Source organism: Phytopseudomonas punonensis (assembly GCF_900142655.1).
GTDB lineage: Bacteria > Pseudomonadota > Gammaproteobacteria > Pseudomonadales > Pseudomonadaceae > Aquipseudomonas > Aquipseudomonas punonensis.
Genome location: NZ_FRBQ01000001.1, coordinates 884,758 through 903,471 on the forward strand (window position 1 = coordinate 884,758; position 18,714 = coordinate 903,471).

Annotated in this window: 12 protein-coding genes; 1 reads left to right on the forward strand and 11 read right to left on the reverse strand. The window is 59.7% G+C overall.

Going from position 1 to position 18,714, the window contains the following annotated elements:
- Positions 1 to 80: 80 nt before the first annotated feature.
- The 10 genes from BUC40_RS04010 to BUC40_RS04055 all read right to left on the reverse strand — a co-directional run bounded on the left by BUC40_RS04010 (position 81) and on the right by BUC40_RS04055 (position 14,557).
- Positions 81 to 1,499: an FAD-dependent oxidoreductase gene (locus tag BUC40_RS04010; RefSeq protein ID WP_073262823.1), complete on the reverse strand. Its 1,419-nt coding sequence runs from the start codon at positions 1,497 to 1,499 to the stop codon at positions 81 to 83.
- 103 nt (positions 1,500 to 1,602) lie between these two features.
- Positions 1,603 to 6,051 (reverse strand): glutamate synthase large subunit, encoded by a 4,449-nt coding sequence (gltB, locus tag BUC40_RS04015; protein ID WP_073262825.1) that lies wholly within the window; start codon positions 6,049 to 6,051, stop codon positions 1,603 to 1,605.
- Positions 6,052 to 6,255: 204 nt separating this feature from the next.
- Entirely contained in the window at positions 6,256 to 7,875 is a 1,620-nt protein-coding gene (locus BUC40_RS04020; protein WP_073262827.1) for an AAA family ATPase, read from the reverse strand.
- A 7-nt stretch (positions 7,876 to 7,882) separates the two neighbouring features.
- Positions 7,883 to 8,989, reverse strand: coding sequence for a 3-dehydroquinate synthase (gene aroB / locus BUC40_RS04025; RefSeq protein ID WP_073262829.1), 1,107 nt, complete (start codon positions 8,987 to 8,989; stop codon positions 7,883 to 7,885).
- Positions 8,990 to 9,040: 51 nt separating this feature from the next.
- Positions 9,041 to 9,559, reverse strand: coding sequence for a shikimate kinase AroK (aroK, locus tag BUC40_RS23085; RefSeq protein ID WP_073262831.1), 519 nt, complete (start codon positions 9,557 to 9,559; stop codon positions 9,041 to 9,043).
- Between the two features lie 3 nt (positions 9,560 to 9,562).
- Positions 9,563 to 11,731, reverse strand: coding sequence for a type IV pilus secretin PilQ (locus tag BUC40_RS04035; protein WP_073262833.1), 2,169 nt, complete (start codon positions 11,729 to 11,731; stop codon positions 9,563 to 9,565).
- Positions 11,732 to 11,785: 54 nt separating this feature from the next.
- Positions 11,786 to 12,304, reverse strand: a complete 519-nt coding sequence (pilP, locus tag BUC40_RS04040) for a type 4a pilus biogenesis lipoprotein PilP (protein WP_073262835.1) — start codon at positions 12,302 to 12,304, stop codon at positions 11,786 to 11,788.
- Complete coding sequence (gene pilO / locus BUC40_RS04045; RefSeq protein ID WP_073262837.1) at positions 12,301 to 12,924, reverse strand: type 4a pilus biogenesis protein PilO; 624 nt, start codon at positions 12,922 to 12,924, stop codon at positions 12,301 to 12,303. Before pilO ends, pilP begins: the two co-directional genes overlap by 4 nt.
- Positions 12,921 to 13,493 carry a PilN domain-containing protein gene (locus BUC40_RS04050; RefSeq protein WP_073262839.1) on the reverse strand — a complete coding sequence of 191 codons (573 nt, stop codon included), beginning with the start codon at positions 13,491 to 13,493 and terminating at the stop codon, positions 12,921 to 12,923. The genes pilO and BUC40_RS04050 overlap by 4 nt, the downstream gene beginning before the upstream one ends.
- Positions 13,493 to 14,557, reverse strand: coding sequence for a pilus assembly protein PilM (locus tag BUC40_RS04055; protein ID WP_073262841.1), 1,065 nt, complete (start codon positions 14,555 to 14,557; stop codon positions 13,493 to 13,495). The genes BUC40_RS04050 and BUC40_RS04055 overlap by 1 nt, the downstream gene beginning before the upstream one ends.
- A 373-nt stretch (positions 14,558 to 14,930) precedes the next feature.
- Between BUC40_RS04055 and BUC40_RS04060 the strand changes: the two genes are divergently transcribed.
- A complete protein-coding gene (locus tag BUC40_RS04060) occupies positions 14,931 to 17,177 on the forward strand; it encodes a penicillin-binding protein 1A (RefSeq protein ID WP_425272905.1) in 2,247 nt (748 codons plus the stop codon).
- A 254-nt stretch (positions 17,178 to 17,431) separates the two neighbouring features.
- On the opposite strand, the gene BUC40_RS04065 is transcribed toward BUC40_RS04060, so the two are convergent.
- A complete protein-coding gene (locus BUC40_RS04065) occupies positions 17,432 to 18,700 on the reverse strand; it encodes a malic enzyme-like NAD(P)-binding protein (protein ID WP_073262845.1) in 1,269 nt (422 codons plus the stop codon).
- Positions 18,701 to 18,714: the final 14 nt, after the last annotated feature.

Here is an 18,714-nt window from a genome sequence, read left to right on the forward strand (position 1 = left end):
GCTGCGCATTGCCCCAGGTCAGCACGGGGCCAGAAACGACGAAGCCGGCACTCGGCCGGCTTCGTCACGACGCGAAGAATTCAGACACCGAGGTAGTCGAGAATCCCTTCCGCGGCGTTGCGCCCTTCATAGATGGCGGTAACCACCAGGTCGGAGCCGCGCACCATGTCACCGCCGGCAAACACCTTCGGGTTGCTGGTCTGGTGCTTGAAGGTGGCCTTCTCCGGCGCGACCACACGGCCCTGGGTATCGATACGGATATCGAACTCCTCGAACCACGGCGCCGGGCTCGGCCGGAAGCCGAAGGCGATCAGCACGGCTTCGGCCGGGATGATTTCTTCGGAGCCCGGAATCGGCTCTGGGCTGCGACGGCCACGGGCATCCGGCTCGCCGAGACGGGTCTCGACTACCTTGACGCCTTCGACCTTGTCTTCGCCGACGATGGCGATGGGCTGGCGGTTAAAGAGGAACTTCACGCCCTCTTCCTTGGCGTTCTTCACTTCCTTGCGCGAGCCCGGCATGTTCGCTTCGTCGCGGCGATAGGCGCAGGTCACAGCCTTGGCGCCCTGGCGAATCGAGGTGCGGTTGCAGTCCATGGCGGTGTCACCACCACCGAGTACCACGACGCGCTTGCCCTTCAGGTCGACGAAGTCTTCCGGCGCCTTCTCGAAGCCGAGGTTGCGGTTGACGTTGGCGATCAGGAAATCCAGAGCATCGTGCACACCTGGCAGGTCTTCGCCCGGGAAGCCGCCCTTCATGTAGGTGTAGGTGCCCATGCCCATGAACACGGCATCGTACTCATCCAGCAGCTGCTGCATGGCAATGTCCTTGCCGATCTCGGTGTTCAGGCGGAACTCGATGCCCATGCCGGTGAACACTTCGCGACGATTGCTCAGCACGGTCTTTTCCAGCTTGAACTCGGGGATGCCGAAGGTCAGCAGACCGCCGATTTCCGGGTTCTTGTCGAACACCACCGGGGTTACGCCGTTGCGTACCAGAATATCCGCGCAGCCCAGGCCAGCCGGGCCGGCACCGATGATGGCAACACGTTTGCCGGTCGGTTTGACCTTGGACATGTCCGGGCGCCAGCCCATGGCGAAGGCGGTATCGGTGATGTACTTCTCCACCGAACCGATGGTCACCGCGCCAAAGCCGTCGTTGAGGGTGCAGGCGCCTTCGCACAGACGATCCTGCGGGCACACGCGGCCGCAGACTTCCGGTAGGGTGTTGGTCTGGTGGCTCAACTCGGCGGCGGCCAGGATGTTGCCTTCGGAAACCAGCTTCAACCAGTTGGGAATGAAGTTGTGCACCGGGCACTTCCACTCGCAATACGGGTTGCCGCAGCCCAGGCAGCGGTGCGCCTGGTCGCCGGCTTGAGCCGGTTTGAACGTGTCGTAGATCTCGACGAATTCTTTCTTGCGCTGACGCAGCAGCTTCTTCTTCGGGTCTTTGCGCCCGACTTCGATGAACTGGAAGTCGTTATTCAGACGTTCAGCCATGTCATAAACCTCTTAGCAGCAGCGCCGGGCGACACGCCCAGGGCTGCAAGACAATCACGTTGAGCAACGCGCCCTGCTGACAGGGCGCACCGCTTGAAGCTGCTTATTGCGGGTTGGCGCGGATGCTGGAAAGCAACGACTTGAGGTTCGCGGCTTTCGGCTTGACCAGCCAGAACTTGCGCAGGTAGTCGTCCAGGTTTTCCAGCAGATTACGACCCCACTCGCTCGACGTCTCTTCGACGTACTCGGTCAACACGCGCTCCAGGTGGCTACGGTACGCCTCCATGGACTCGTTGTTGATGCGCTGGATTTCCACCAGTTCGTGGTTCACACGGTCATAGAAGCTGTTGTCCAGGTCGAGCACATAGGCGAAACCACCGGTCATGCCGGAACCGAAGTTGTAGCCGGTCTTGCCCAGTACGCAGACGAAGCCGCCAGTCATGTATTCGCAGCAGTGGTCACCCACACCTTCCACGACCGCATGAGCGCCGGAGTTGCGCACCGCGAAACGCTCGCCGGCGGTGCCGGCAGCGAACAGCTTGCCACCGGTGGCGCCGTACAGGCAGGTGTTGCCAATGATCGCGCTTTCCTGGGTTTTGAACGGGCTGCCCTTCGGCGGCACGATCACCAGCTTGCCAGCGGTCATGCCTTTACCGACGTAATCGTTGGCATCGCCTTCCAGATACAGGTTAAGGCCACCGGCGTTCCACACACCAAAGCTCTGCCCGGCAGTCCCCTTGAAGCGGAAGGTGATCGGCGCCTTGACCATGCCCTGGTTGCCATGCACCCGGGCGATCTCGCCGGACACGCGGGCACCAATGGAGCGGTCGCAGTTGCAGATATCCAGCGCGAAGTCGCCGCCACTGGCGCTGTCGATTGCCGACTTGGCCATGGACAGCATTTCCTCGGCCAGCAGGCCCTGGTCGAACGGCGGGTTGCGGTCGACTTCACAGAACTGCGGTTTTTCCGCAGGAATGTGGTCGCTGCCGAGCAGCGGCGTCAGATCCAGATGATTCTGCTTGGCGCTTTCGCCCGGCAGCACGTCGAGCAGATCAGTACGACCTATCAGCTCGCCGAGGCTGCGCACGCCCAGCTTGGCCAGCCATTCACGGGTTTCCTCGGCGACGAAGGTGAAGAAATTCACCACCATGTCGACGGTGCCGATGAAGTGATCCTTGCGCAGTTTGTCGTTCTGGGTCGCCACGCCAGTGGCGCAGTTGTTCAGGTGGCAGATGCGCAGGTATTTGCAGCCCAGGGCGACCATCGGCGCGGTGCCGAAGCCGAAGCTCTCGGCGCCGAGAATGGCCGCCTTGATCACGTCGAGGCCGGTTTTCAGGCCGCCATCGGTCTGCACCCGCACCTTGCCGCGCAGGTCATTACCACGCAGGGTCTGGTGGGTTTCCGCCAGGCCGAGTTCCCACGGCGCGCCAGCGTACTTGATCGAGGTCAGCGGCGAAGCGCCGGTGCCGCCGTCGTAACCGGAGATAGTGATCAGGTCGGCATAGGCCTTGGCGACGCCGGCAGCGATGGTGCCGACGCCGGCTTCGGAGACCAGCTTGACCGACACCAGCGCGCTGGGGTTGACCTGTTTGAGGTCATAGATCAGCTGCGCCAGGTCTTCGATCGAGTAGATATCGTGGTGCGGCGGCGGCGAAATCAGCGTCACGCCGGGTACGGCGTAGCGCAGCTTGGCGATCAGGCCGTTGACCTTGCCACCGGGCAGCTGACCACCCTCGCCGGGCTTGGCGCCTTGGGCCACCTTGATCTGCAGCACCTCGGCATTGACCAGGTACTCCGGGGTCACCCCGAAACGGCCGGTAGCGATCTGCTTGATCTTCGAGCTCTTGATGGTGCCGTAACGCGCCGGATCTTCGCCGCCTTCACCGGAGTTGGAGCGTGCGCCAAGGCGGTTCATCGCCTCAGCCAGGGCTTCGTGAGCCTCTGGCGACAGCGCACCCAGGGAGATACCGGCGGCGTCGAAACGCTTGAAGATCGCTTCCAGCGGCTCGACTTCGTCCAGGCTCAGCGGCGTATCGGCCAGTTTGACCTGCAGCAGGTCGCGCAGCATCGACACCGGGCGGGTATCGACCAGCTTGGTGTATTCCTTGAAGGTCTCGTAACTACCCTGCTTGACCGCCGCCTGCAGAGTGTTGACCACATCCGGGTTGTAGGCGTGGTACTCGCCGCCGTAAACGAATTTCAGCAGGCCACCCTGCTGGATTGCCTTGCGGTTGTTCCAGGCTTCGCCCGCCAGCGCCTTTTGCTCGGCTTCCAGGTCGACGAAACGCGCGCCCTTGAGGCGGCTCGGCACGCCACGGAAGCACAGCTCGGTGACTTCGTCAGCCAGGCCGACGGCCTCGAACAGCTGGGCACCGCGGTAGGAACCGACGGTGGAGATGCCCATCTTCGAGAGGATCTTCAGCAGGCCCTTGGAAATGCCCTTGCGGTAGTACTTGAACACTTCGTACAGATCGCCCAGCACTTCGCCGGTACGGATCAGGTCGCCCAGCACTTCGTAGGCCAGGAACGGGTAGACCGCCGAAGCACCAAAGCCGATCAGCACCGCATAGTGGTGCGGGTCACGGGCGGTGGCGGTTTCCACCAGGATGTTGCAGTCGCAACGCAGGCCGGTTTCGGTCAGGCGGTGGTGCACCGCGCCGGTGACCAGCGCGGCGTGCGCCGGCAGTTTGCCTGGGGCGATATGCCGGTCGGTCAGCACCAGCAACACCTTGCCGGAACGCACCGCTTCTTCGGCCTGATCGGCCATGTTGCGCACGGCTGCTTCCAGGCCGATCGACTCGTCGTAGTTGAGATCGATGATCTGCCGCTCGAAACCCGGGCGCTCCAGGTTCATCAGGCTGCGCCACTTGGCCGGGGAGATCACCGGCGAGCTGAGGATCACCCGCGAAGCGTGCTCCGGCGACTCTTCGAAGATGTTGCGCTCGGCACCGAGGCAGATCTCCAGCGACATGACGATGGCTTCGCGCAGCGGGTCGATCGGCGGGTTGGTAACCTGCGCGAACTGCTGGCGGAAATAGTCGTATGGCGAGCGTACGCGCTGGCTCAGCACGGCCATCGGTGTGTCGTCGCCCATGGAGCCGACCGCTTCCTGGCCCTGCTCGGCGAGCGGGCGCAGCACTTGGTCACGCTCCTCGAAGGTGACCTGGAACATCTTCATGTACTGCTTGAGCTGATCGGCCTCGTAGAAGGCCGAACCATGGTCGTTGTCTTCCATGGTCGCGCGAATGCGCAGCGCGCTCTTGCGCAGCCACTGCTTGTAGGGGTGGCGCGACTTGAGACGGTTATCGATGTCGTCGGTGGTCAGCACCTGGCCGGTTTCGGTATCCACGGCAAGAATCTGACCCGGGCCGACACGGCCTTTGGCAACCACGTCTTCGGGCTGGTAATTCCACACGCCGATTTCCGAGGCGAGGGTGATGTAGCCGTTGGTGGTGGTCACCCAACGCGCCGGGCGCAGACCGTTACGGTCGAGCAGGCATACGGCATGGCGGCCGTCGGTCAGTACCACGCCGGCCGGGCCATCCCAAGGCTCCATATGCATGGAGTTGTACTCGTAGAACGCACGCAGGTCGGCGTCCATGGTCTCGACGTTCTGCCACGCAGGCGGAATGATCATACGCACGCCGCGGAACAGGTCGATGCCGCCGGTGACCATCAGCTCGAGCATGTTGTCCATGCTCGAGGAGTCGGAGCCGACACGGTTGACCAGCGGGCCGAGCTCTTCGAGGGCCGGGATCTGGCCATTCTCGAACTTGGTGCGGCGCGCCTGGGCCCAGTTACGGTTACCGGTGATGGTATTGATCTCGCCGTTGTGGGCGAGGAAACGGAACGGCTGAGCCAGCGGCCACTTCGGCAGGGTGTTGGTGGAGAAGCGCTGGTGAAAGACGCAGATGGCGGTCTGCAGGCGCTCGTCACCCAGGTCCGGGTAGAACTGCTGCAGGTCGGCCGGCATCATCAGGCCTTTATAGATGATGGTCTTGTGCGAAAAGCTGCAGATGTAGTGCTCGGTATCGGCAGCGTTGGCCACCGACGAGCGACGACGCGCACAGAACAGCTTGATGGCGAATTCCTGATCGCTTAGGCCATCGGCACTGATAAACACCTGCTCGATCTGCGGCAGGCGCTCAAGAGCCAGCTGGCCGAGCACGCTGGTGTCGATCGGCACTTTGCGCCAGCCGACTAGGGTCAGACCGGCCGCTTGAATTTCGCGGTTCATGTTCTCGCGGGCAGCGTTGGCCTTGGCGTCATCCTGGTTGAGGAAGACCATGCCGACGGCATATTGCTTGGGCAGCTCGACACTAAAGATGTCCTTGGCGACAGCACGCAGGAACAGGTCGGGCTTTTGAATCAGCAAACCGCAGCCATCACCCGTCTTACCGTCGGCATTGATGCCACCACGGTGGGTCATGCAGGTCAGTGCTTCTATCGCCGTCTGCAACAGGTGATGGCTCGCCTCACCTTGCATGTGGGCGATCAGGCCGAAGCCGCAGTTATCCTTGAACTCATCAGGACGGTACAAACCTGCTTTCATAGGGGACTCTCACCAGACAGCCTTTCTCAGGCGTTTTCTCTAATCCGCGCGCAGGTCTAAACGCCGCGTTGCGCAGGCAAACGGAGGGCATTGTACATAGCGAGATAAACGTCACAAAGAATAATGTGACGAAAAACAGGAATAAAATGTCGCAAAAACGAAAGAGCCCGTTGCATCAGCTCGTACGCAGCGGGCTCACTTCGATCAGTTCGACATTTCCTGGGTGACGCTGGCGAAGGTCTTCGGCCAGGGCTTGCCGGCTTGAACCTTGGCAGGCAGGGACTTCACGGCGGCCTGGGCGGCATCGCGGCTGGCAAAACTACCATATGTGATGACGAAAAGTGGTTTGCCCTGGTGCATCTTCTTGAAGTAACGGTACTGAGCGCCATTCTGACTCACAAAAGCGCGTGCGCCAGCTTCGGTACTGGTACCAAGAACCTGCAGGGTGTAATGGCTTTTGTTCTGGCCGGCATACCAACTATTGCCTGACGCACCAGCCGAAGCAGCGGGCGCCTGAGCGGTCGCAGCTGGCTTGGCAGCCGGGGCAGACTGGGCCACCGGCTTGGGCTGCTCAGCCGGCTTTGGCTGTTGCGCGGGTTTCGGTTGCTCAACCGGTTTCGGCGCCGCAGCGGGAGCCGCCACCTGAGGAACTGGCGCAGGCGTTGGAGCAGGCACATTCTGCGAAGCAGTCGGTGGCACGCTGACCGGCGCAGTAGGCACCGACTCGGGCAGCTCCACGTTCGCCTCGCCATCCGTTTCACCGGCGGCCTGAGCCAATGGCTGACGAATGACCGGTTGCGACTGCCCAACCAGCGGCAAAGGCAGCGGCTGATTGCTACCGGCAAATTCGATCGGTGGGCGGCCATCGGCACTCTGTTCGGCCACAATCGGTGCTGCAGGCGCAGCTTCAGGTTGCGGAGCTGCGCCCATTGGCAGCTGCGCCTGCGCGGGCGCAGGTGCATCGGTAGTTTCCGAGCGCCCTTGCATAAGCAGCGCAGCAGCCACACCGATAGCCACCACGCCAAGTGCCAGCAGGTGCTTCTTGGGCAGCTTGAATGGCAAACCAGCGCTTTTAACGGCACCACGACGGGCCGCCATGGCTTCGATCAGCACATCACGCGCAACCCGGTTGATCTCACCTGGCCAGCCACCAGAGCGGTCATGAATCAGTTCGACCTGCTCCTCGGACAAAAGCTCGATGCCCTGCGCAGCGCCTTCCAGGCGAACGGCCAGGTATTCACGGGTTTCATCTTCGCTGTAAGGCTGCAGCTCGATGATGTGAAACGACTCTTCTGCGTTGCTCAACGCATCAACACGCGAAATCAGATCGGTATCGGCGAACAGAAAGACATGGGGCCGCCCTTCCGGATTACCCTGCGCCAGAACCAGCAGCTCATCGAGCGCGGCATCGCTGAGCTCTTCAGCATCGTCGATCAGCAGATAAACCTCTTGCCCGGTCAACGATAGTTGGCCAACCTGGGCCAGCAAGGATGAGCGATCGGTCTGCTGAGTATTCAACCCCTGCGCGATGTGGCGCATCAGCGTTGCCGGATCGGCGGCGCCCTGGGCCGAGACCACCACATTGTGCACAGCCTGTTTATTGGTGCTGGCAACAAGCGCCTGGCGCAGCAAGGTCTTGCCACTGCCTTCAGGGCCGGTCACCACCAGCAGCAACTGGCTATAGCGGGCCAAGTGATGCAGCTGGCCTAGCACAGGCTTGCGCTGCGCGGGGAAGAACTTGAACCCAGGCACCCGCGCCGCGAACGGATCATGAGTGAATTGATAGTGGTCGAGAAACGCTTCGTCGGCGTGCAAACTGGTCATTGAATACTCACTGATTGTTAAGCCGGGCCACCAGCGCCGGGTAATCGGCTGCCAGGGTGGCACTCAATATCTCTGCGGGGTAATCACTGGTCACCACCGCCTCGCCCAGCGAACGCAGCAGCACCAGACGCAATTGCCCATCCAGCACCTTCTTGTCCACTGCCATGTGTTCCATAAACTGCTCGGGCGTCATCTCCTGCGGCGGCACCACAGGCAGGCCCGCGGCCTGGAACAGACGAATACCACGATCACGCTCGTCAGCATTGATCCAGCCCAAGCGGTAAGACATCTCCAATGCCATCACCGTTCCTGCGGCCACGGCCTCGCCATGCAGCCATACGCCATAGCCCATTTCGGTCTCGATCGCATGGCCAAAGGTATGCCCCAGGTTCAGCGTCGCGCGCACGCCGGTTTCTTTCTCATCAGCGCCAACCACTCGCGCCTTGGCAGCACAGGAGCGCTCGATGGCCTGGGTCAATGCAGCCTGATCCAGGCTACGCAACGCGGTCATGTTCTGCTCAAGCCAGGCGAGGAACGGCTCGTCGCAAATCAACCCATACTTGATCACTTCAGCCATGCCAGCCGACAGCTCACGGGGCGGCAAGGTATCCAGGCTCTGGGTGTCGATCAGCACAGCCTGCGGCTGATAGAACGCGCCGACCATGTTCTTGCCCAGCGGATGATTGATGCCGGTCTTGCCACCGACAGAGGAATCGACCTGGGAAAGCAAGGTGGTTGGCAGCTGGATAAAATTCACACCACGCTGATAACAGGCAGCAGCGAAACCGGCCATATCTCCAATTACCCCACCACCCAGCGCGATCACGGTGGTGCGACGATCATGACGAGCGCCAAGCAGGCCATCGAAAATGGTTTGCAGGGTTTCCCAGCTTTTGAACGCTTCACCGTCGGGCAATACGATCGGCGTCACCCGGTAGGCCGCCAGGGTATCCTGCAGCGCCTGCAAATAGAGCGGCGCGATGGTCTCGTTAGTGACGATGGCAACCTGACGACCAACGATATGCGGCGCCAACAGATCGACTCGGCTCAACAAGCCAGCCCCGATATAAATGGGGTAGCTGCGCTCAGCGAGATCAACATGAAGTGTTTGCATGGAGCCCCCGATCAAAAAAGGGCTCTAGGATAGCGCAGTTCTGCCCTGCCATTAACGGGGCGTCAGCGCTTCCAGCCGCTCGAGAATTTCCTGAACCACCATCCGTGGCGGACGTTCATCGGTTTCGATGATCACATCAGCGATTTCCCGATAAAGCGGATCACGAATGGCCAGCAGGTCAGCCAGCACCTGGCCGGGATTGGGTGCGCGCAGTAAAGGTCGGTTGCGATCGCGAGCGGTACGATCGATCTGCTGCTCGACAGAGGCATGCAAATAGACAACACGACCGCAATTTCGCAACGCCTCGCGGTTCTGTGGCCTCAACACCGCGCCACCGCCAGTTGCCAAAACCAGGCCATCGCTTTCGCACAACGAGCAAATGACTGCCTGCTCACGCTCGCGAAAACCCTGCTCACCCTCGACATCGAAAATCCAGGGAATATCGGCACCGGTACGCTGTTCGATCTCCTTGTCGGAGTCCTTGAATGGCAACCGCAACTCTTTGGCAAGTAAACGCCCGATGGTGCTTTTTCCAGCACCCATCGGGCCGACAAGGATCAGATTACGCACAAATTACCGACTCACGGCCACCGCAGAGGTGTTCATGATGCGCGGAGTGATGAAAACCAGCAACTCGGTCTTGTTGTCCTGCACGATGTCGCGACGGAACAAGCGACCCAGATAAGGTACATCACCAAGGAATGGAACCTTCTCTGTAGACTTGGTTTGAGTATTTTCAAAGACCCCACCAATCACAATAGTTTCACCGTCTGCCACCAAGACTTTCGCATTCACTTCATTCTTGTTGATCGGTGGCACATTATTGACCGTGTTAGAGAAATCCGGGGCGTCCTTGGTTACTTTAACTTCCATGATAATCCGGTTATCGGGTGTGATCTGAGGGGTAACTTCAAGAGACAACGCTGCCTCTTTGAATGATGTCGAGGTAGCACCACTTGAACTAGCCTCCTGATACGGAACCTCTTGCCCTTTGAGAATTTTGGCAGTTTCCTTGTCCGATGTAACGACTTTAGGCTGTGACACAACCTCACCGTTACCGGAGCTTTCCATAGCTGAGAGCTGGAGGTCGAGCACCACATTGTTACTAAGGAAGCCTATACCGATACCCGAAGTACTATCAGCCACCCCCATATCAACAAAGGGCAAGCGAGCCAAGCCATCATCCAATGTAGTACTGCCAATAGTGTCAGTCCCAACGAAACCTGCACGCTGACCTGTATCCTCATCAAAAGCCTGGACACCATCCTTACCGCTTACATCCCAGCCGCCCCTCCTTGCGCTTCCGCCCCAACGGACACCCAATGCTTTGTCGTAGTTGACTCTAGCCTCAACGATACGCGCTTCAATCATCACCTGGCGAACCGCAACGTCGAGCTGAGCCACAATTCGGCGAAGCTCGTCCAGACGCTCCTGAGTCTGGTAGGCGATGATGCTGTTGGTGCGCTCATCGACAGTAATGGAGCCACGATCGTCCGCCACGCCGCCATTGGCACTGGTCACCGACTGGAACAACTTGGCCATATCCGCCGCTTTGGCGTAGTTGACCTGAATCAGCTCGCGGCGCAGCGGTGCCAGTTCGGCAATCTGCTTCTGCGATTCCAGCTCCTGACGCTCACGAGCGGCGATCTCTTCAGCGGGCGCCACTAGCAGCACGTTGCCAACCTGACGCTTATCCAGCCCCTTGGTTTTCAGCACCAGATCCAGCGCCTGATCCCAAGGCACGTTCTGCAGACGCAGAGTGATATTGCCGGCCACGGTGTCACTGGCCACCAGATTGAGGTCGGTGAAATCCGCGATCAGCTGCAGCACCGAACGCACGTCGATGTCCTGGAAGTTCAGCGACAACTTCTCGCCGGTATAAGCGAAACGCTCGGCCTGACGCTTGTCGGCATCTTCCTGGGTCAGTGGCTTGACGCTCAGGGTCAGCTTGTTCTCGGTTTGATAGGCCAGATAGTCGAAAGCACCAACCGGCTCAATGACGATACTGGCATCGTCGCCCGTGCCGCTGGCACTGACGAACTGCACCGGAGTGGCGAAATCCTTGACGTCCAGACGGACACGCAGCGCCTCAGGCAGCTGGGTGCGGTTGAAGTTGAGAATGATTTTTCCACCACGCTCCTGGATATCTGGGCTGACGGAAGCATCAGACAGGTTAATGACAACATTGCCCTCACCCTGCTCGCCACGCTGGAAGTCGATGTTGCTGATCGACTTGTTTACCGCGCCGAACACCTTGGGCGCTGCCGGCGCCGCAACAGGCGTGGCTGCCTGAGCAGGGCGGGCGGCCGCTGCGGCAGGTGCGCTCACTGGAGCCGCAGCTGTGGCGGCTGCAGAAGTGGCAACGCCGGCGCCCACCTGCACGAACAGATTGTTGCCTTCGGTGCGGGTGTTGTACGGCGACAAGTTGGTAAGGTTGATGATCAGCCGCGTACGATCCTTGGCCTCGACCACGGTCACGCTACGCGCATTGCCCATCCCCAACTCGCGGTTCTTGACGCCCAGCTTGTTGGCAACGCCAGGCAGGTCGAGCGCGATGCGCGCGGGCTGCTCAATGGTGTAGCCACGAGGCGCTGTTACTGGTTCATCGAAAGACAACTTGAGCTCGACACGGTCACCCGGCAGAGCAGCCACATCCAGCGCCTGCAGGTTGGCGGCCAGAACGGCAGGAGAGAGCATAGCCACCAGCAGCGAAATGCTTAGGCGAGAGAGAGAGCTGTTCATGCTTGGGTTCCGTTTGGCAGACCGGTTATTTCTATTCATGATTCACCTCGCTCCTCAGGAGCGCTCCTTCAGAGTGAGGGTACGGGGACGCTCGAGCCAGCCGCCCTCACCGTCAGGTACGATCTCGACAACGTCGATTTTGGCGCTGTCGATGGCTACGATGCGGCCTTCATTACGCCCAAGGTAATCCCCAACCTTGACGCGATGGACCCCGCCCGCACCGCTCACCAGAGCGAACGAACCATTGTCATTGGCCAGCGTGCCGACCATTTCGAACATTTCTATATTGAAGCCTTCAAGGAACTGCTTGACGCGAGTCTCATCAGGCTTGATTTCCTTGCTTCCCTTAGCCCGGCTGACCAAATCGATCTTTACCGGAGGCTGGAATGGGCTACGCAGGGCAGCAGCACTGTAAGTGAAACTTTCGTACGGCTCTGGCTGAGGCAACGGCTCTATCTGACCCTTGGGCCTGGCCCGTACTTCATCCATATACGCCTGTAGATCGCTGAAATCTCCACCGCCGCAACCGCTTAGCGTCGTCAGCACAAGCCCCATAAGAAGGACACGTTTCATTGATGTGCCCCCTTGTCGTTATAGCGGTATGTCTTGGCCAATACGCTCATTCGCAGTTTTGAGGTGCTGCCTTGCTCAGCAGGAACCAGCTCGAAATCATGCAGCGTGACGATACGCGGCTGGCTGGCGACGCCACTGACGAAGGTGGCCAGATCATGGTAACCACCGACTACCTGGATCTGGATAGGCAGCTCGATATAGAAAGGCTGCGTGACTTCCGGTAGCAACTTGATCTCCTCGAACTCCAGGCCGCTGTCCAGGCCAATGCGAGTGATGTCTTCAAGCAGCCCCGGCACTTCAGTATCGCTGGGCAGTTGCTTGAGCAGAGCGCCGAAGGAAATCTCCGCCTCTTTCATCTGCTCGCGGTAGGACTCGAGATTAGCGGCCTGGAATGCCTTACTGGAGAACTGCTCTTTTAAGGTTTCTTCATCAAGGCGCTGCTGATCGAGGGTGGCCTGCAGGTCTTTCAGGTGAAAGTTGTAGCCAAGCGCTAGCACCAGAACAACGGAGATGATGCCAGCGATAACCTTGGCCGCAGCCGGCCAGGAGCCAATATTATTGACATCGAGGTCGTTGATATCGATCTTGCGTATGCTTGCCAGCGAATCATTCAGGCTCATGGTTTGACCTCCGCCTGAGCCTTGACTGGCTGGGCTTGCTGCACGGTCAGCTGGAAGGTATTGGCCTGATCCACTGCTCCTGCGGTAACCGCCTTGACCTCGGTCAGGTTAGGAGCAGTCAGCCAGTCGGAAGCATCCATATCGCGCATCAGCTTGGAAACCCGGCTGTTGGACTCGGCAGCGCCGACGATTGCAACACTCTTACCGGTCATTTTCACCCCAGTGAAATACACGCCATCGGGTAGCGTTCTCACCAACTGGTCGAATACATGACCAATGATCGGACGGTTGCCCTGCAAATCCTGAATGATCTTCATCCGCTCCAGAAGCTGCTGCTTACGGGTACGCAGCTCACTGATTTCAGCGATGCGCGTGTCTAGCACGACAATCTCCTTGCGCACGAAATCGTTACGAGCCTGCTGGTTTTCAATTTCACCGTTAAGGTATTGATCACCCAAAAATATCAACGCTGCGGCGGCTACAAGCAGGCCGCCCAATGACGCCAGAAAGCGCTGTTTGCGCTCTTCACGCAGCTGTTCGCGCCAAGGGAGAAGGTTAATCCGCGCCATCAGTCGAAACTCCTCATGGCCAAGCCGCAGGCAATCATCAGTGCCGGCGCATCACTTGCCAGCGCGCCCGCATTGACCTTGCCGCTCAGGGCCATGTCCGCGAACGGGTTGGCGACCATCGTCTGAGTGCCGATCTTTTGCTGAATAAGACGATCGAGATCCGGGATGGATGCAGTTCCACCTGCCAGCAGGATGTAATCCACATCATTGTACTGGCCGGCTGCAAAGAAGAACTGCAGCGAACGGGACACCTGCTGTACCAAGGCGTCCTTGAACGGTTGCAGCACTTCACTTTCATAATCATCGGGCAGGCCGCCCTGTTTCTTAGCAAGCCCTGCCTCATCGACGGAAAGGCCATAACGGCGCTGAATTTCTTCGGTCAGTTGTCGACCGCCGAACAGCTGCTCGCGGGTATAGATGGTGCGGCCATTGTGCAGCACGCTGAGCGTGGTCATGGTCGCGCCGATATCGACAACGGCCACGGTCAGCTCGTCATGCACACCACCGAGCTGCTCGGCGAGCAAGTCATAGGCACGTTCTAGCGCGTAGGCTTCGACATCCACGACCTTGGCGGTCAGCCCGGCAAGAGCCAGGGCGGCTTCGCGAACTTCGACGTTCTCCTTGCGGCAAGCGGCCAGCAGCACTTCAACGCGCTCAGGATTGCGCGGAGAAATCCCCTGAACTTCGAAATCGATTGCCACCTCTTCCAATGGGTAAGGGATGTACTGATCGGCTTCGAGTTTGAGCTGGTTCTCCAACTCGTCGTCCGACAGTCCGGCCTCCATCTCCACGGTCTTGGTGATTACCGCAGAACCGGCGACGGCCACGGAAACCGAGCGCACGTTGGTCTTGGCCTTGGCCAGAACCCGCGACAGCGCCTGCCCCACACCTTCGAGTTCGGCGATGTTCTTTTCGACCACAGCATTGGCGGGGAGCGGCTCAACAGCGTACGCCTCTACCTTGTAGCGGCTACCTGAGCGACTCAATTCGAGGAGCTTGACTGAGGTCGAACTTATATCGATCCCCAAAAGCGTATTCGCTTTTTTACTGAAGAGCCCTAGCACGACCGATTTCCTATTCACATCCATAACTTACGGATGATTTATGTTTTTCCACATTAAATAGCAGACTTGACAGAAGCGCAAATGGCTCCCAGGCAAAAAAAACGCTTATAATGTGATCAGCTTTTGCCTTTTCGTTTTGCCTTCCGCTTAACTCATTCTTTTATCTGGAAATCCAAAAATCTTGATGCGTTTGCTGAAGTTTTTCTGCTGGTCCGTCATCGCTGTTTTTTGTGCGCTGGTACTCAGCCTCAGCGGTGCCTTCCTCTACCTGAGCCCGACTCTACCCTCCGTCGATGCCTTGCGCAGTATAGAGCTGCAAATACCGCTTCGCGTCTACAGCAGCGATGGAAAGCTCATCGCCGAATTCGGGGAAATGCGCCGCTCCCCCATTGCCTTCGCCGACATTCCGCCGGACTTCACCAGCGCGCTGCTAGCGGCCGAAGACGATAACTTCGCAAACCATTATGGCGTTGATCTTACGAGTCTGATGCGCGCTGCCACGCAATTATTGAAAACGGGTCAAATTCAGTCCGGCGGCAGCACCATTACCATGCAGGTGGCGAAGAACTTCTTCCTTACCAGCGAGCGCAGCTTTTCGCGCAAGATCACCGAGATTCTTCTCGCCCTGCAGATCGAGCGCGAGCTGAGCAAGAATGAAATTCTCGAGCTGTACGTCAACAAGATCTATCTGGGCCATCGTGCATACGGCATCGAAGCCGCCGCCCAAGTCTATTACGGCAAATCCATCCGAGACTTGAGCCTCTCTCAGCTTGCGACGATAGCCGGTCTTCCCAAGGCACCTTCTGCTTTCAACCCGCTGACCAACCCGACACGCGCCAAAGAACGCCGCGACTGGATTCTTGGCCGCATGTACCGCCTTGGCCGCATCGACCAGGCACGCTACGAGACCGCTCTGGCCGAGCCGGTGAACGCCAGCTACCACGCACCGACACCTGAAGTGCAGGCGCCTTACGTGGCCGAGATGGCCCGTGCCGAAATGGTCGGCCGCTATGGCAGCGATGCTTATACCCAGGGTTTCAACGTCACTACCACGGTTCCGAGCGACCTACAGGGCATGGCCAACAAGGCGCTGCGTGACGGGCTGATCGAGTACGACCAGCGTCACGGCTATCGTGGCCCGGAAAGCCGCCTGCCTGGCATGACTCGCGAAACCTGGCAAACCGAACTGAGCAAACAAGGTCTTCGCGGCGGCCTGGAGCCGGCAATCGTCACTCAGGTCGAGAAGAGCGGCATCCTGGTACTGACCCGTCGCGGCACTGAAGAAGCTGTGTCGTGGGACAGCATGAAATGGGCCCGTCCGTTCCTCAACACCAACAGCCTAGGCCCACGCCCGCAGCAACCTGCTGATGTCGTACAGATCGGCGACCTGATTCGCGTACAGCGCCAGGACGATGAAAGTCTGCGCTTCGCGCAACTGCCAAGCGCACAAAGCGCGCTGGTTTCTCTGGACCCACAAAACGGCGCGATCCGCGCCTTGGTCGGCGGCTTCTCCTTCGAGCAGAGCAACTACAACCGCGCCGTTCAGGCCAAGCGTCAGCCGGGTTCGAGCTTCAAACCATTCGTTTATAGCGCCGCACTGGATAACGGCTACACCGCATCCAGTCTGGTCAACGACGCACCGATCGTGTTCGTCGACGATTACATGGATCAGGTTTGGCGCCCGAAGAACGACAACAACACTTTCCTCGGCCCGATCCGGCTACGTGAGGCGCTGTACAAATCGCGCAACCTAGTCTCGATTCGCCTGCTGCAGGCGATGGGGATCGAAAACACCCTGACCTACATCGAGCGCTTCGGCTTCAACCGCCAGGATCTGCCCCGCAACCTGTCACTAGCACTCGGCACCGCCAACCTGACACCGATGGAAATCGCCACCGGCTGGACGGTATTTGCCAATGGCGGCCACAAGGTGCAGCCGTACCTGATTCAGCGTATCGACAACCGTCATGGCGACCCGCTGTTCATTGCCAACCCGCCGACCGTGCCGAACGCTGCCAAGCCCGAAGTGCCACCACCGGTTAACGAAGAAGGCGTAATGAGCACCACCGAGGCCTCGCCAGAGCAATTGCCAGAGGCGCCTCAGCCGGCAACGGCAGAGAGCATCATCGACGAGCGAACCGCCTACATCATGACCAGCATGCTGCAGGACGTGATCAAGCGCGGTACCGGGCGCCGCGCCATGGCGCTGGGCCGCACCGACCTGGCGGGCAAGACCGGCACCACCAACGAGTCCAAGGACAGCTGGTTCTCCGGTTACAACGCCGATTACGTGACCACCGTGTGGGCCGGCTTCGACCAGCCGGAAAGCTTGGGCCGCAACGAGTACGGTGGCACCGTGGCCCTGCCGATCTGGATGAACTACATGGGCGCGGCCCTCAAGGACAAGCCCAACCGCGCCCCGGCCGAACCCGAAGGCATCCTCACCCTGCGCGTCGATCCGCACAGCGGCCGCGCCGCGGCACCGGGCACGCCGGATGCGTATTTCGAGCTATTCAAGAGCGAAGATTCACCGCCACCGATGAACGAACTCGATCCAGGCATAGGCGCACCGAACAGCCCGCTGCCAGCGGATGAGAGCGCGCCAATCGATCTGTTTTAAGGCCTCTCGAGATAGCTCAAGCCTGCTGGGCAACCCAGCAGGCTTGAGCGAATAGTCAGCAGCTGTCCAGCGCGTTCACGTTTGCCAATGCGAGATCACCGCCCAGCACCAAACTTCGGCACTCGCCTTGCTATTCCCGCTTTAGTTACTCACCACACAGCTACCGTTTCAGGCGCAACGTCCTGCGCGCCTTTCCTAAAACTCAGCCATAAAAAAACCCGCCGAAGCGGGTTTTTATGTCTCCAGCCGATTACTCAGCCTTTGAACACGTCATCTACCGACTGCAGCGGGTAGTGCTTCGGATACGGCAGGGTCGCCACACCGCTTTCGATGGCGGCCTTGGCCACGGCATCGCACACCACGTTGATCAGGCGTACGTCCATAGGCTTCGGAATGATGTACTCACGACCGAACTCCAGCTTGATACCGCCGTAGGCATCACACACTTCCTGCGGAACCGGCAGCTTGGCCAGCTCGCGCAGGGCGTTGGCAGCAGCGATCTTCATCTCTTCGTTGATGCGGGTAGCACGAACGTCGAGCGCGCCGCGGAAGATGAACGGGAAACCCAGAACGTTGTTGACCTGGTTCGGGTAGTCGGAACGACCGGTCGCCATGATCACATCGTTACGGGTGGCGTGGGCCAGCTCCGGCTTGATTTCCGGATCCGGGTTCGAGCAGGCGAACACGATCGGGTTCGGCGCCATCAGTTTGAGGCCTTCGGCGCTCAGCAGATCCGGGCCGGACAGGCCGACGAATACGTCAGCGCCGGTCAGGGCATCGTCCAGAGTACGCTTGGTGGTTTCGGTGGCGAACACCGCCTTGTACTGGTTCAGGTCGTCGCGGCCAGCGTGGATCACGCCTTTACGGTCGATCATGAAGATGTTCTCGACCTTGGCACCCATGCTCACCAGCAGCTTCATGCAGGAGATGGCTGCAGCGCCGGCGCCGAGGCAGACGATCTTGGCTTCAGGCAGGGTCTTGCCGGCGATTTCCAGGGCGTTGAGCATGCCGGCAGCGGTCACGATCGCGGTGCCGTGCTGGTCATCGTGGAACACCGGAATGTCGCACTGTTCGATCAGCGCGCGCTCGATCTCGAAGCACTCGGGTGCCTTGATATCTTCCAGGTTGATGCCGCCGAAGGTGATGGAGATACGCTTGACGGTGTCGATGAACGCTTGTGGGCTTTCAGCATCGACTTCGATGTCGAACACGTCGACGCCGGCGAAACGCTTGAACAGGACACCCTTGCCTTCCATGACCGGCTTTGACGCCAGCGGACCGAGGTCGCCCAGGCCGAGGATTGCGGTGCCGTCGGAAATGACTGCTACCAGGTTGCCTTTACCGGTGTAGCGGTAGGCGAGCTCCGGATCGCGAGCGATCTCGCGCACTGGCTCGGCGACACCTGGGCTGTAGGCCAGCGACAGGTCACGGGCAGTGGCGGTGGGCTTGGTGAGCTCGACGCTCAACTTACCCGGACGGGGCTTCTCATGGTATTCGAGAGCGGCAGTTTTCAGATCAGACATAGTGGCATTCCGCT

Coding starts and splice junctions, on each gene's coding strand:
- BUC40_RS04065 (WP_073262845.1), bottom strand. CDS start 18,700: ATGTCTGATCTGAAAACTGCCGCTCTCGAATACCATGAGAAGCCCCGT.
- BUC40_RS04010 (WP_073262823.1), bottom strand. CDS start 1,499: ATGGCTGAACGTCTGAATAACGACTTCCAGTTCATCGAAGTCGGGCGC.
- BUC40_RS04035 (WP_073262833.1), bottom strand. CDS start 11,731: ATGAACAGCTCTCTCTCTCGCCTAAGCATTTCGCTGCTGGTGGCTATG.
- BUC40_RS04050 (WP_073262839.1), bottom strand. CDS start 13,493: ATGGCGCGGATTAACCTTCTCCCTTGGCGCGAACAGCTGCGTGAAGAG.
- gltB (WP_073262825.1), bottom strand. CDS start 6,051: ATGAAAGCAGGTTTGTACCGTCCTGATGAGTTCAAGGATAACTGCGGC.
- pilO (WP_073262837.1), bottom strand. CDS start 12,924: ATGAGCCTGAATGATTCGCTGGCAAGCATACGCAAGATCGATATCAAC.
- pilP (WP_073262835.1), bottom strand. CDS start 12,304: ATGAAACGTGTCCTTCTTATGGGGCTTGTGCTGACGACGCTAAGCGGT.
- BUC40_RS04060 (WP_425272905.1), top strand. CDS start 14,931: ATGCGCCGCTCCCCCATTGCCTTCGCCGACATTCCGCCGGACTTCACC.
- BUC40_RS04020 (WP_073262827.1), bottom strand. CDS start 7,875: ATGACCAGTTTGCACGCCGACGAAGCGTTTCTCGACCACTATCAATTC.
- aroB (WP_073262829.1), bottom strand. CDS start 8,989: ATGCAAACACTTCATGTTGATCTCGCTGAGCGCAGCTACCCCATTTAT.